We start from the raw sequence: 12,918 nt of genomic DNA, 5'->3' as shown, positions 1-12,918 counted from the left end.
ACCCCGTTGACCGAGTTGACCGAGTTGACCGAGTTGACCGAGTTGACCGAGTTGACCGAGTTGACCGAGTTGACCGAGTTGACCGAGTTGACCGAGTTGACCGAGTTGACCGAGTTGACCAGTGTTCTGTCTGCTATCCTGGGTTTGCGAGGGTTTCGTGTGAAACCGGAAGACAGTCCATTTACACCGGGCGCCGGCGTCGTGCCCGAAATCATGGCGGGACGCGAAGCCATCCTGACCGGAATGACTGCCCAGATGAAACGGGCGCTGAACGGCAGGGCCGCACGCAGCCTAGTCTTGCACGGGCTGAGGGGGACAGGGAAAACCTCAATCCTGCTGGAGGCGCGGGAGGCTGCCGAGACCTTGGGTTGCGCGGTATCCTGGATCGAAGCCGTGCCGGATAAGCCGTTCCTGCAGCAACTGGTCGCGCAGTTGCGCAAGATCCTGCTGGGGCTGGACGATGTGGAAAAGGCGAAGGCGTTCGTGCGCAAGGCCGGGCGTGCCCTGGCCAGTCTGGTCAAGTCGGTCAATGTCGAGTTTCCGGGCGGGTCGGTGTGGGTCGAGTTCGACCCGGAACCGGGGGTGGCAGACAGTGGCGACCTGGAAACCGATCTGCCCGATCTTGTCGAGGCGGTCGGACTGGCGGCCAAGCATGCGGAGATAGCTGTCGTCCTGATTGTCGACGAGCTGCAATTTGTCGGTCAGGCCCATCTCAATGCGCTGATCGTATCGATGCACCGGATCGCCCAGCGCCGGCTGCCGGTGGTGCTGATCGGGGCCGGCCTGCCCAATATCCTGCGTCAGCTGGGGGAAAGCCGCTCCTATTCGGAGCGTCTCTTCATTGCCGAAAGTGTCGAGCCGCTGGACCGCAAAGCGAGCGACCGGGTGATCCGGGACACGCTGGCGCTGGAAGACGTGGCGATCGAACCAGCGGCACTGGATGCCATCTGGACGGAGAGTGAAGGCTATCCGCACTTCATCCAGGAATGGGGCAATGGGTGCTGGACGGCGGCCATATCTTCACCCATTCGCCAACGCGACGTGGAGAGCGCTGCCGGGACCGTGCGGGAGTCGCTCGACCGCGGCTTCTTCCAGATGCGGCTGGACCGGTGCACGACGCAGGAAATGGACTACATGCGTGCTCTGGCTTCGCTGGGGCCGGGTGAGCATTCGCCTGGCGCCGTCGCCAGGGCTTATGGCGCCTCCTCGTCGAGCCAGCTCAACTCCACCCGCCAGCACTTGATCGAGAAGGGCATGATCTATGCTCCGGCCTACGGCAGGCTGGCCTTCACCGTTCCGCGTTTCGAAGACTTTCTCGCGCGTCACACCGCCTAGGCATCGCCCTCGATCTCCTCGCGCAGGGCCTCCAGTTCCAGCCAGCGATCCTCCTTCTCCTCGCGTTCTGCAATGGCATCGGCGAGTGCTTTGGAGACTTCGGTGAACCTGACGCTGTCCGCGAACAGGCCGGGATCGCTCATCGTCTGTTCGAGGTTGGCGATCCGCTCGTCCAGGGCTTCGATCTCTCCGGGCAGGCGTTCGAGGGCATAGCGGTCCTTGTTGGCCATGCGCCGGCGTTCCGGCCGGGGCGCCGCAGCCGGTCTGTCGGCGGCGGGTGGCTGCTTGCCGCCCTTCGCCTTCACCACGGTCCTGTCGTCCGGGGACACGCCGCGGCCGCGCTGGGTCAGCATGTCGGAGTAGCCGCCGGCATATTCGCGCCATCGGCCATCGCCTTCGGAGACGATGACACTTGTACACACCCGGTCGAGGAAATCCCGGTCGTGAGAGACGAGAAAGACCGTTCCGGCGTACTCGTCGATCAGGCCCTGGAGCAGGTCGAGCGTTTCCAAATCCAGATCGTTCGTCGGTTCGTCGAGAACCAGGAGATTGGATGGCAGGGCGAGGGCGCGGGCCAGCATGAGCCGGGCCTTCTCGCCGCCGGAGAGCACATGGACCGGCGTATTGGCCTGTTCCGGCGGGAACAGGAAATCCTTCATATAGGCCATGACGTGCCGGGTTTTTCCGGCGACTTCGACCTGTTGCCCGCCGCCCCGGGTGAGGGCTTCCGACAGCGTCCAGTCATCGTTCAGCGCCACGCGTTTCTGGTCCAGGCTGGCGATCTCGAGCCTGGTTCCCAGACGCACGCTGCCGCTGTCGGGCGGCAGCTGGCCGGTCAGGATGTTGAGCAGCGTCGTCTTGCCCGCCCCGTTGGGACCGACCAGGCCGATACGCGCCTGCCTTGCCAGTTTGGTCGAGAAATCCCGGATGACCGGCCGGTCGCCGAAAGCGATGGACACATTCCTGGCCTCCACGATCAGCTTGCCGGAGTCCTGGGCCTGGCTCGCCGTCAGCTTCACCTGGCCCTGGGGGCCGCGATGGTCGGCCCGCTGTCGCTTCAGATCCCGCAATTCGGCCAGCCGGCGTACATTGCGTTTGCGCCGGGCGGTGACCCCGTAGCGCAGCCAGTCCTCCTCCCGCACGATCTTGCGGTCGAGCTTATGCAGTTCCTCCTGCTCCTGCTCGAACACCTCGTCGCGCCAGGCTTCGAAGGCACCGAAACCCTGTTCCAGAAGCCGCGTGCGGCCACGGTCCAGCCACAACGTCTTGCGGGTCAGTTTTTCCAGAAAGCGGCGGTCGTGGCTGATCAGGACAAGCGCCGAGCGGCTGCCGGCCAGCTCGCCCTCCAGCCATTCGATGGCCGGCAGGTCAAGATGGTTGGTCGGCTCATCCAGCATCAGGATGTCCGGATCCGGCGCCAAAGCACGCGCCAGTGCGGCCCTGCGGGTCTCGCCGCCGGAAATCGTGGCGGGATCCTCGGCGCCGCTAAGGCCCAGCTGCTCCAGGAGATAGTCGGCGCGATAATCCATGTCGCCAGGCGCCAGTCCGGCGATGACATAGTCCCGAACCGACGAAAAGCCGGCCAGGTCCGGCTCCTGCTCGAGATAGCGCACGGTCGCTCCGGGATGCAGGAACCGTTCGCCGCCGTCCGGCTCGACCAGCCCGGCTGCGACCTTCATCAGGGTCGACTTGCCCGACCCGTTGCGGCCCACCAGGCACAATCGTTCGCCCTCGCCGATCTGCATGTCGGCGCCGTCCAGAAGCGGCGCCACGCCAAAGGTGAGATGGATGTCCTGCAGGGTCAGAAGCGGTGGGGTCATACCGATCCGCATAGCGTTGGACGCGCCCGGCGTCACGGGCGTCGCGCATGGGGTGTCGTTTTTCCCTGCTTTCTTCTCTCGCGCCATTTCTCCCGCCCGCCGCGCACACCATTGTCTCCACGACGTGTCCGCCTGGAGCGATGGGAGGGGTGCGGGATGAGGAGCGATCGGCGAAAAGGACGGGGACAAACCGGGGCGCGTTTCCGGCAAGCCGCGGAAATTGCGGGAGGAGATATTCGCGGTGTGGGGGACAACGCGCTTTCCCGGCGCGCCAGCGTCGTCCGCACACCCCGCATCTTCCCGGCGACGGGCCTGCGAAGGCAGGCCGGGCCGGGATCGCCTGCGCGAGCGCTTCGCACCGGTCTTCGGTCAGGACGTCCCGGACAGCGCGCTGCGCGCCCGGGAGACGTGCGCTGGATGACGGGTGGCCCTCTCAAGGAGGGACAAGCCGGATGTTTGTCCCTCTGGCCCCCTTCCTGAACAAAGGCTCATTTGTTCGCAATCCGGCCCGGGTCTAGGTTCTGGGCCGATAGCTATTGCAAGGGGAGGCGGCCCGATCCACGGGCCGTGACGGGATATGCTGGACATCCAGGGTCTGACCAAGACTTATGCAGGCGGCGTACGCGCCATGGACAATGTTTCGCTGAGCATTCCGAAGGGCATGTTCGGTCTTCTGGGCCCCAACGGGGCCGGCAAGTCGACCCTGATGCGCACGCTTGCCACGCTACAAGCCCCGGACAGCGGTTCGGCCCGGTTCGGCGACATCGACATTGTCAGACAGCCCAAGGATTTGCGGGCCGTTCTGGGCTATCTGCCGCAGGACTTCGGTGTCTATCCGCGGATGTCGGCCCGGGCCATGCTCGACCATCTGGCCGTACTCAAGGGCCTGTCGAATGCGAAGGAACGCAAGCAGGTTGTCGAGGCCCTGCTCGAACAGACCAATCTCAAACAGCATGCCAACAAGGCGGTGGCGTCCTATTCCGGCGGCATGCGCCAGCGCTTCGGTATCGCCCAGGCGCTTCTTGGCGATCCGCAACTGATCATCGTCGACGAGCCGACGGCGGGCCTGGATCCGGAAGAGCGCAATCGGTTCCATAATCTCCTTTCCGAGATCGGCGAGAATGTCGTGGTGATCCTGTCGACCCATATCGTCGAGGACGTGGCCGATCTCTGCCCGCAAATGGCGATCATGAATCAGGGCCGGATTGTCGCCCAGGGCGCTCCGACCGACCTGATCGGGGAGCTTGAGGGCAAGGTCTGGGCAAAAACGGTCGCCAAGGCCGACCTGCCGGCCCTGCGTGCCCGGCTCCGGGTCATTTCCGAGCGGCTGTCCATGGGACAGGTTCTTGTCAGGGTGCTTGCTGACACGGATCCGGGTGACGGTTTTGCCGCGGCAGCGCCGGATCTCGAGGATGTCTATTTCGCCACCATCGCCGACGGCCGTCGCGCGAAAGCGGCTTAGGGCCGGGCGAGGGAGGCATCATCATGCTCTGGAAAATCGCCGGATTCGAATTCCGGTTTCAGCTCTTTTCGCCGGCATCCATCGCCATTTTTGCAATCTTCTTCCTGCTCACTTTCGGCGGGGTCACCATCGATCAGATCCAGGTGGGCGGCGGCGGTGCCGTCAATATCAATTCGCCGAATGCGTTGACCACCAACGTGCTGGTCTTCTCGCTGTTCGGCGCCATCATTCCGACCGTCTTCCTGTCGTCCGGCGTATTGCGCGATTTCGGCTTCAAGACCTCGGAGCTCTTCTATTCCCGCCCGGTCCGCGAATTCGATTTCGTGCTGGGCCGCTTCATCGGTGGATTTGCGATCTCTGCCCTGGTCTTCGCCTCGGTTCCGCTGGCTTTCCTGACCGGCAGTCTGATGCCCTGGCTCGACCCGGAACTGATCGGGCCGACCACGCTGTGGTGGTATCCCTATGTCTACGCCGCGTTCGGCCTTGTGAACCTCTGGGTGATCGGAACGATACTGTTCTCCGTGGCCAATTTCACCCGGTCGACGATCGCGACCTATGCAGCCTTTGTCGGCCTGCTCGTGCTCTATTTCGTCGGCGTCGGCCTGTCACAGACCCAGCCCGATCTGCGCGAGACCTTCGCGCTGATTGATCCCTTCGGGTTCAACACGTTCAGTGAAGTCACACGCTACTGGACGGTGTTCGACCAGAATGAGCGGGTGGTGGAATTCGAGGGTGTCTTCCTCCAGAACCGGTTGATCTGGATCGCGTTCGGCCTGGTCCTTCTGGGCATCAATGTCGCGGCCTTCCGCTTCCGGCAGGGCGGGCTGAAGATCGGCAAGCGCAAGGGCGCCGCAGCGGATGCCGGCAATGCCAGCGCCATTTCCGAGATCGACCTGCCGCGGGTGATGCCGCGTCTCGGCGGCGGTGCGGCCTTCAGCCAGTTCCTGTCCCGCCTGAGCTTCGAGTTCAAGGGCGTGGTCCTGAATGTGGCCTTCTGGATCCTTCTGGTTCTGGGGCTGCTGAACACTGTGCCCGGCTTCTTCCTGGGCAATGAATTCTACGGCACGCCGAACTATCCGGTGACGCGGATCATGATCGACGTGATCAACGGCGCCTTTGCCTGGCTGCCCTTTGTCGTGGTGATCTATTACGCTGCCGAAGTGATGTGGCGGGAACGCCGGGTCGGCTTCTCATACATCGTCGACGCGACACCGACCCCCAGCTGGGTCTTCATCGCCACAAAATTCCTGGCGCTTTGCCTCGTGATCGTTTCGCTGATCGGTGTTGCGCTCGTGGCCGGCGGCCTGTCGCAGATGGCCCAGGGTTTCGCGGCCGTGGAATGGGGCCAGTACGCCCTGCGCGGCCTGATCGACATGATCGTGCCGGCAGCAATCTTCGCGGCGCTGGCGATCTTCGCCCAGGTGCTGATGAATAATCGCTGGCTGGGCATGGCCTTCATGCTGGTCTTCCTGATCGTCTCGATCGTGATGTCGCAGATCGGGCTGGACCATAATCTCTACCAGTACGGCACGGCGCCGGGTGCACCCTATTCCGACATGAACGGGTATGGCCATTTCCTCGGAATTTCGCTGTGGTTCTACGCCTATTGGAGCTTCTGGGCCCTGCTGCTGCTGGTGTTGTCATACCGGCTGTGGAGCCGGGGATCGCTGACGCCGGTCCTCAAGCGTGTCGGCGCATTCGGCCGCGGCCTGGGTCCGGCCACGGCGGGGCTGCTGGTCGTTGCGATCGCCGGTGCGACCGCTACGGGCGGATGGATCTTCTACAACACCAATATCCGCAACGAATACCTGTCCTCCAACGCCTTCCGGGCGCTGCAGGCCGAGTATGAACGCGAATACATCCATCTGCAGGAAACCGACCAGCCGACCATTGTCGATACCTCCTACGAGGTGGATATCTACCCGTCCGAACGCCGCTATACGGCGCGCGGACGCTATGTGCTGGAAAACAAGACGGACGTGCCGATCGGGACGCTGTGGGTGTCCTACGGGTATGGAACCACTGTCCTGTCGCAGGAAGCCGAGGGGGCGCAGCCGGGAGAGACGGACGAACGTTTCCTGATCTACGCTTTCGATTTCGACACGCCGATGCAGCCCGGCGAAACGCGGACTTTCGATTTCTCCGTCGAACGCGCCAATCCCGGCTTCCGCAATTCCGGCAATGTCACGACGGCCAATTACAACGGCACTTTCTTCAACAATGGCGAGTCGATGGCCATTGTCGGCTTCAATGATGGCTGGCGTCTCACCGACCGCCAGCAGAGGCGCCGGGAGGGGCTTGAACCGATCGACCGCGCCTTCCCGCTGGAGGACGAGAACCACTGGGATGAGAACGGCCTGTCGAACGCCGACTTCGTCGGCTTCCGCACGATCGTTTCCACATCGCCGGACCAGATCGCGATTGCACCGGGCTATCTCGAACGCGAATGGGAGGAGAATGGCCGACGCTATTTCGAATATGTGATGGACCGGCCGATCCTGAACTTCTACTCGTGGCTTTCCGCCGAATATGCCGTGGCCGAAAGGGAGCGTGACGGCATATTGCTGCAGGTCTTTTACCATCCGGACCACGCCTGGAATGTGGAGCGGATGCTGGAGGCGTCCGAGGAGTCGCTGGCCTATTTCTCCGAGCATCTGAGCCCGTTCCAGTACCGCCAGTTCCGGATCCTGGAATTTCCGGCCTACCAGACGTTCGCCCAGTCCTTCCCGAACACGATCCCGTATTCGGAAGGGATCGGTTTCATCGCCGATCTCTCCGATCCCCAGGACATCGACTATGTCTACTACGTCACCGCGCACGAGGCGGCGCACCAGTGGTGGGCGCACCAGGTGATGTCGGCGAATGTGCAGGGCGGGACCATGCTGGTGGAGACCTTCGCCCAGTATTCCGCGCTCATGGTGATGCGCCAGGAATATGGCGAAGACCACATGCGTCGCTTCCTCAAATACGAGCTGGACCGCTATCTATCCGGCCGCGGTTCCGAGGCCATCGAGGAACAGCCGCTCTACCGGGTCGAGAACCAGCAATACATCCATTACCGCAAGGGCGCGGTGATCATGTATGCCCTGCAGGACTATCTCGGCGAGGAGGTGGTGAACCGGGCCATGCAGCGTCTGATCGCCTTGCGCGCCTTCTCCTCGGAACCCTATGCGACGACACTGGATTTCCTTTCGATCCTGCGCGAGGAGGCGGGGCCGGAATGGGAGACCGTGATCCATGATTTCTTCGAACGGATCGTGCTGTTCGATCTCGAAGTCACCTCGGCCACGGCCTCCCGGCGCGAGGACGGGCGCTGGGACCTGGCGCTGGAGATCGAGGCGCACAAATTCTCGGCCGACGGTGCCGGCGAGCAGACCGAGGAAGCGATCGACTATCTCATCGATATCGGCGTTTTCACCGAGGATCTCGACGATGCCTATGAGGGCACGGACCACGTGCTGTACATGGACAAGCACCGGATCGACGAGAACACGATGCGTATCGAGCTGATCGTCGAGGACGAGCCGCTGTATGCGGGGATCGATCCCTACAACAAGCTGATAGACCGGGATTCGGACGACAATCTGATGCGGGTCACGATCGGGGAATAGGGTTCGCGAAGAAACGGAGGGCCGGTCCGCGGGGCCGGCCCTATCCGCTGGCTGCGATGCCTTCGCCGTAGGGCCGTTCCGTGCTCTGGCTGGTGAGGGAACGCAGGAAGCCCGGGAAGATGTCCAGCGCATCCTTGGCCGACAGACTGCCCCGCTCGCGATCCTTCCACCAATAGGACCAGAAGGAGGTGACGTGGGAGACCGCCGACAGGTCGGCGCCGAGTTGTCCGAAATGACCGGGAGCCTTGAGCAGGAAGGTGCGCAGGGCTGACGGGTCGGCTCCGTCGCAGAAGCGCCGGTATTCGCTGTCATACTCGTCCATGACATTTGTCAGCGCGCGCCAGCGTTCCTTGGCCATGCTGAGAATGGCCTTGCGGATCTCGTTGACTTCCTTGTTTTCTTCCGCAGTGGCGCCGCGAACGATGACATCGTTCAGCTCCATCACGAAGCGCCGCAGGTCATCCTTCGTCTCGCGAATGCGCCAGCGGTAGTAGAGAATGCCTCTCCAGCCGAAAATGCCCTCCCGATACTGTTCCTCGCTCATGCCGAGCGTTTCGCGCAGTCCGGAAAGTTTCGCACTCTCCTCGGCATCGAGCAGCTGGCGCGCGAATTTCTGCGTGCGCTCGTCGTCGGGCCGGATTTCCTGATCGCCAAAGGCCAGGCTCACAATACCGAAGATCTGCCGGGTGACATTCGCCAGCATCGCCTCCTGCTCGTCGGCGGAGATGTTGAAATAGAAGCGCGCCACCGGCCGCTCGCCGCCCGAATAGCGATCGGCCAGCAGGAAGGGGTCGAAGGAGGGCACTGTGGCCAGCTCCTTCACCCGTGCCAGATCGGTTTCGTAGTGCTTGTTGAGGACGCCCATGCCGAGAAAGGCCTTGAGCCGGCTTTCGAACCCCTTTTCCTCGACAAAGAACGAGTGCCCGCCCATGCCCAGATCGTCGATGCTGACCGGCACGATGATCTTGGTGGCGACCGCGCTGTCTGTCAGCAGATAGGGCCGGTCGTGCGGCCGCACCGTGTGTTTCAGGAAGAAGCCGGCATTGAGCCGCGGGTTCCGGAAAAAGGGCTTGGCTGCCATTTCCAGCGTCTCGCCAAAGCGGCGATTGATCGACCACAGGTCCAGAATGCGCGGCGTGGCACCGCCTCGCACGATCCGGCGAAGACTGTTTCTGTCGGATCCGCTCATGGTTTGCGCCTCTCCTCACTTGGGGGGACGCTAGCGGAAACAGCTTAAGATCGAATAACCGCACCGAAAAATTCGCGGATGGGGCTGCTGCCCGGAAGGGCAGGAGGCAGCAGCCCCGCCGGGACGGATCCGGTCAGGCGGCGTCGGGCGCGAAGACCTGCGGGGCCGGTATCGGCGAGCCGCGGCGCCGGCGTTTCTCGCTGTCCTGGTGGCCGGTGCCGGGCGAGACCCGCGTGACACTGGCGATGAAGTCCGAGAACAGCGTCACCGCCTCGCGCGCATGCAGGAATCCCTTGGCATTCTGCTTGGCCCAGTAGCGCCAGTAGCCCGGAACATGACTGACCACGGACAGGTCGCTGCCGACATCGTAGAACAGGCTAGGCGCCTTGAGCAGAAAGTTGCGGAAACCATTTGCATCTTCGCCCCGGCAAAACCGGCCGAATACGTGTTCGTACTCCTCCATCACCGAGGTCAGGCAGGCCCAGCGGTGACGGGTTTCGTCGATAATCGACCGGCGCATGTGCTGGAGTTCGGAGTATTCCTGCTCGCTGGCACCCACGACGGTGACGGATCTGAGCTGCTGGACGAATGCCTTAAGCGACGCCAGCGCTTCGTTCATGTGCCAGCGGTAATAGAGAATGCCGCGCCAGCCGAAAATGCCGGAACGGAACTCCATTTCGGTCATGTCGAGGGACTGTCTCAACCCGCCGAGACGACCGTCGAGATCGCAGGCGAGCAGCTGGCGGGTGAAGTTCAGGGCGCGATCGTCGTCCCGGTCATGGGACTCGCCGTCGAAAGCGAGTGCAACGACGGACACGATCTGGCGCGCCACGGAATCCTCCATACGCTCCATCTCGTCGTCGGAAATGTTGAAATAGATTTCGTCAATGGGGCGGACATGCTCGCGATAGCGTTCGGCCAGGAGGAAGGGGTCGAAGCTGGGCAGGGCGGCAAGTTCGCGCAGGCGGACAAGGTCGAGGTCCATCAGATGCGGCTCGTCCGGCCGTTCGAACAGGGAGCGCATCTTTTGGGTAAAGCCCATCTCCTCGACGAAGACGGCATGCCCGCCAAGGGCGAGGTCCTCCTGTGCAAGCGGAACCAGTACCTTTGTCACCACCGGCTGGGACGACATCACATAGGGGCGTTCGTGCACCCGCACCGTATGCTTGATGATGAAACAGCGGTTCAGCCGGGGGTGGAGGAAGAAGGGATTGTCCGCATGCCGGTCAGAATGGCCATAGCGCCGGGCTATGGAATAGAGATCGAGAATCCGCGAGGTCGCGCCGCCCTTGACGATATTGCGCAGATCCGAGCGCAGGGTTTCGCGGACTCGTGTCATGGGCGGCGTCTCCTCGAGCGGGCACCGTCATAACCCGGCCGGATTTAAGGAGGCGTCTGCCGCCCCGGCTGCAATTGATTCGAATGCCGACTACCGGTCGCGACGGGGCGGGGGCTGCAGCGTGGCGAACAGGAAACCGGCTGCCGCGCCGCCCAGGCAGAGCGTGAGCAGGCCGGTCAGTTCGCGGCTGGAGGCGACCGGCGTGATCGTCGCGTCCAGCATCTGGCCGTAGAAGGCCGTGATTCCCAGCATGATCGCTGCGACGGCACCCCCGCCGGCCAGGGTGAAGCCCAGGCGCCGCCAGCCCTCGCCCAGTATGCGCGCCAGAATGCCGGCAACCGGAAAGGCGATCGCGAAGCCGGCGAAGATCAGCACGAAAAGCGTCGGCGCGAAACCGGTCAGGTCGCGCTGAATGGCCTCCAGCCGTGCCGCGGTGGGGATCGAGGCACCAATGCGGACCAAAGCCTGCAGAACCACATGTGTATTGGCGATCGAGACCAGAACGGTTCCGGTTAGAACCGCCGCCAGAAAGGCGGCGATGGTGCGAAATACGGCCATGGCCGTCCCTCCCGATTGGGGCTCTACACTGCCCGCCGGAGCCTATAGTCTGAGCTCAGCGCCGACAATTCCGGAGGGGACGGCATGTTGAAATTCTGGATCGGTGTATTCGCGGCCGTGTGGACAGCCGGAAGCGTCGCGGCGCAGGCGCCCGAGGTCAGAGCGAGCGGTCTCGAATATCCCTGGAGCCTGGCCTTCCTGCCCGATGGCCGGATGCTCGTCACTGAAAAACCGGGGCGTTTGCGGATCGTGGGGCCGGACGGGCTCGAGGCGGAACCGGTCGCCGGGGTGCCCGATGTGCTCCATGCCGGTCAGGGCGGGCTATTGGAGGTTGCCCTCCATCCGGAATTTGGAAGCAATTCCCGGGTCTATCTGACCTGGTCCGCCGGAACGCCGCGGAACAACACGCTGCATCTCGGCAGCGGCCGGCTCGAGGACGGCGCCCTGACGGGATTCGAGATCATCTTTTCAGCCGAGCCGCGGCGCCGGACCGATGTGCATTATGGCGGCCGGATTGCCTTCCTGCCGGACAACAGCCTGGTGCTGGGCATTGGCGACGGGTTCGATTTCCGCGAGGAGGCGCAGCGGCCGCAGACGCATTTCGGCACATTCGTCCATCTGGCCGAGGATGGCGCCCCCCTGGGCGGGGCTTTCGCCGACGCGGCACCGGGCGTTTTCACGATCGGTCACCGCAATCCCCAGGCCGTGGTCTACGATGCGCAGACCGGGACGCTTTACGCCCATGAACACGGCCCGCAGGGCGGGGACGAGATCAATGTGCTCGAAGCGGGCGACAATTACGGCTGGCCGATTGCCAGCTACGGGATCGACTATACCGGCGCCCTGGTCACGCCGTTCGAGACCTATGACGGCATGCGAGACCCTTTGCATCACTGGGTGCCCTCGATCGCGCCGGCCGGCATGGCGATCTATCGTGGCGGCATGTTCCCGGAATGGCAGGGCGACCTTCTGGTGGCCGCGCTGATCCCCGGCGACGCTGCAACAGCCTCGGGTCATGTGCGCCGCGTCGATCTGGAAAACGGGGCGGTCACCGGCGAGGAGGTCCTGTTCGGTGAACTGGATGCGCGTATCCGGGATATACGAGTGGCGCCTGACGGAGCGGTCTGGTTGCTGACCGACGAAGCCGAAGGCCGTCTCATCCGGGTTGCGCGCGAGCGCTAGCCGAACACATCGCTGCCTTCCAGCGGTCGGTGGCGGATCAGGCGCGAGTCCGCGACGGCGGCCTGGCGGTGCGGCACGGCATTGGCCTGGTAGTGCGCATCCGTGACCATTTCCAGGAAGGCGGCGGCGCTGGGATAGGCGGCGATGAAGGCCAGGTCCCAGTGCTCGTCGGCGGGGCCGATCAGCACGAGTTCGGGCTGGCCGCGCCAGAGAATGGATCCGCCTACACGCCTGAACACAGGTCCGCTTTGCCGGCCGTATTCGGCATAGGCCTCCGCACCGCTTGCGGAACGGCCATCGGCATAGGCAGCCTTGTCGCGCAAGCGGATCAGGTTGAGCATTTCCACCGGCTTGTTGCGATCGAGCGCCTTGAAGGCCTCGAAGGCCGCGCGTTCGGGGTCGACATGGCTCATCGGTCCTCT

9 protein-coding genes are annotated in these 12,918 nt (G+C 63.5%); 4 read left to right on the top strand and 5 right to left on the bottom strand.

Translation table 11 applies throughout. From position 1 onward, the window contains the following. The coding region (locus Q1U94_RS06480) for an ATP-binding protein (protein WP_300542829.1) at positions 1–1,335 on the top strand (1,335 nt) is incomplete at its 5' end. Here the strand turns inward: Q1U94_RS06480 and Q1U94_RS06475 are convergent. Next, positions 1,332–3,155: an ATP-binding cassette domain-containing protein gene (locus tag Q1U94_RS06475; RefSeq protein WP_300542828.1), complete on the bottom strand. Its 1,824-nt coding sequence runs from the start codon at positions 3,153–3,155 to the stop codon at positions 1,332–1,334. The two genes, Q1U94_RS06480 and Q1U94_RS06475, sit on opposite strands and share 4 nt — an antisense overlap. 577 nt (positions 3,156–3,732) lie before the next feature. Between Q1U94_RS06475 and Q1U94_RS06470 the strand changes: the two genes are divergently transcribed. Both Q1U94_RS06470 and Q1U94_RS06465 read left to right on the top strand, forming a co-directional pair. Then, positions 3,733–4,617, top strand: a complete 885-nt coding sequence (locus Q1U94_RS06470) for an ABC transporter ATP-binding protein (RefSeq protein WP_300542827.1) — start codon at positions 3,733–3,735, stop codon at positions 4,615–4,617. 23 nt (positions 4,618–4,640) lie between these two features. Then, positions 4,641–8,228, top strand: coding sequence for a M1 family aminopeptidase (locus Q1U94_RS06465; RefSeq protein ID WP_300542826.1), 3,588 nt, complete (start codon positions 4,641–4,643; stop codon positions 8,226–8,228). A gap of 40 nt (positions 8,229–8,268) precedes the next feature. Here Q1U94_RS06465 and Q1U94_RS06460 read toward each other — a convergent pair whose 3' ends face one another. The 3 genes from Q1U94_RS06460 to Q1U94_RS06450 form a co-directional block, all read right to left on the bottom strand. After that, complete coding sequence (locus Q1U94_RS06460; RefSeq protein WP_300542825.1) at positions 8,269–9,417, bottom strand: hypothetical protein; 1,149 nt, start codon at positions 9,415–9,417, stop codon at positions 8,269–8,271. Positions 9,418–9,550: 133 nt separating this feature from the next. After that, the gene (locus tag Q1U94_RS06455) at positions 9,551–10,756 is read right to left on the bottom strand and encodes a hypothetical protein (RefSeq protein WP_300542824.1); all 1,206 of its coding nucleotides are present in this window, start codon (positions 10,754–10,756) and stop codon (positions 9,551–9,553) included. A gap of 90 nt (positions 10,757–10,846) precedes the next feature. Continuing rightward, the gene (locus Q1U94_RS06450) at positions 10,847–11,314 is read right to left on the bottom strand and encodes a hypothetical protein (protein WP_300542823.1); all 468 of its coding nucleotides are present in this window, start codon (positions 11,312–11,314) and stop codon (positions 10,847–10,849) included. Positions 11,315–11,398: 84 nt separating this feature from the next. Between Q1U94_RS06450 and Q1U94_RS06445 the strand changes: the two genes are divergently transcribed. Then, positions 11,399–12,496, top strand: a complete 1,098-nt coding sequence (locus tag Q1U94_RS06445) for a PQQ-dependent sugar dehydrogenase (protein ID WP_300542822.1) — start codon at positions 11,399–11,401, stop codon at positions 12,494–12,496. On the opposite strand, the gene Q1U94_RS06440 is transcribed toward Q1U94_RS06445, so the two are convergent. After that, positions 12,493–12,909 (bottom strand): DUF1330 domain-containing protein, encoded by a 417-nt coding sequence (locus Q1U94_RS06440; protein ID WP_300542820.1) that lies wholly within the window; start codon positions 12,907–12,909, stop codon positions 12,493–12,495. The two genes, Q1U94_RS06445 and Q1U94_RS06440, sit on opposite strands and share 4 nt — an antisense overlap. Positions 12,910–12,918: the final 9 nt, after the last annotated feature.

Origin of the sequence: Maricaulis sp., from assembly GCF_030149515.1 — a bacterium.
GTDB lineage: Bacteria > Pseudomonadota > Alphaproteobacteria > Caulobacterales > Maricaulaceae > Maricaulis.
The sequence above is the reverse complement of the archived record's forward strand: the minus strand, read 5'-3'. Positions and strand labels throughout refer to the sequence as shown.

What these genes read in the sequence shown, in the direction of transcription:
- Q1U94_RS06475 (WP_300542828.1), bottom strand. Translation starts at nt 3,155, where the DNA reads ATGACCCCACCGCTTCTGACCCTGCAGGACATCCATCTCACCTTTGGC.
- Q1U94_RS06470 (WP_300542827.1), top strand. Translation starts at nt 3,733, where the DNA reads ATGCTGGACATCCAGGGTCTGACCAAGACTTATGCAGGCGGCGTACGC.
- Q1U94_RS06465 (WP_300542826.1), top strand. Translation starts at nt 4,641, where the DNA reads ATGCTCTGGAAAATCGCCGGATTCGAATTCCGGTTTCAGCTCTTTTCG.
- Q1U94_RS06460 (WP_300542825.1), bottom strand. Translation starts at nt 9,417, where the DNA reads ATGAGCGGATCCGACAGAAACAGTCTTCGCCGGATCGTGCGAGGCGGT.
- Q1U94_RS06455 (WP_300542824.1), bottom strand. Translation starts at nt 10,756, where the DNA reads ATGACACGAGTCCGCGAAACCCTGCGCTCGGATCTGCGCAATATCGTC.
- Q1U94_RS06450 (WP_300542823.1), bottom strand. Translation starts at nt 11,314, where the DNA reads ATGGCCGTATTTCGCACCATCGCCGCCTTTCTGGCGGCGGTTCTAACC.
- Q1U94_RS06445 (WP_300542822.1), top strand. Translation starts at nt 11,399, where the DNA reads ATGTTGAAATTCTGGATCGGTGTATTCGCGGCCGTGTGGACAGCCGGA.
- Q1U94_RS06440 (WP_300542820.1), bottom strand. Translation starts at nt 12,909, where the DNA reads ATGAGCCATGTCGACCCCGAACGCGCGGCCTTCGAGGCCTTCAAGGCG.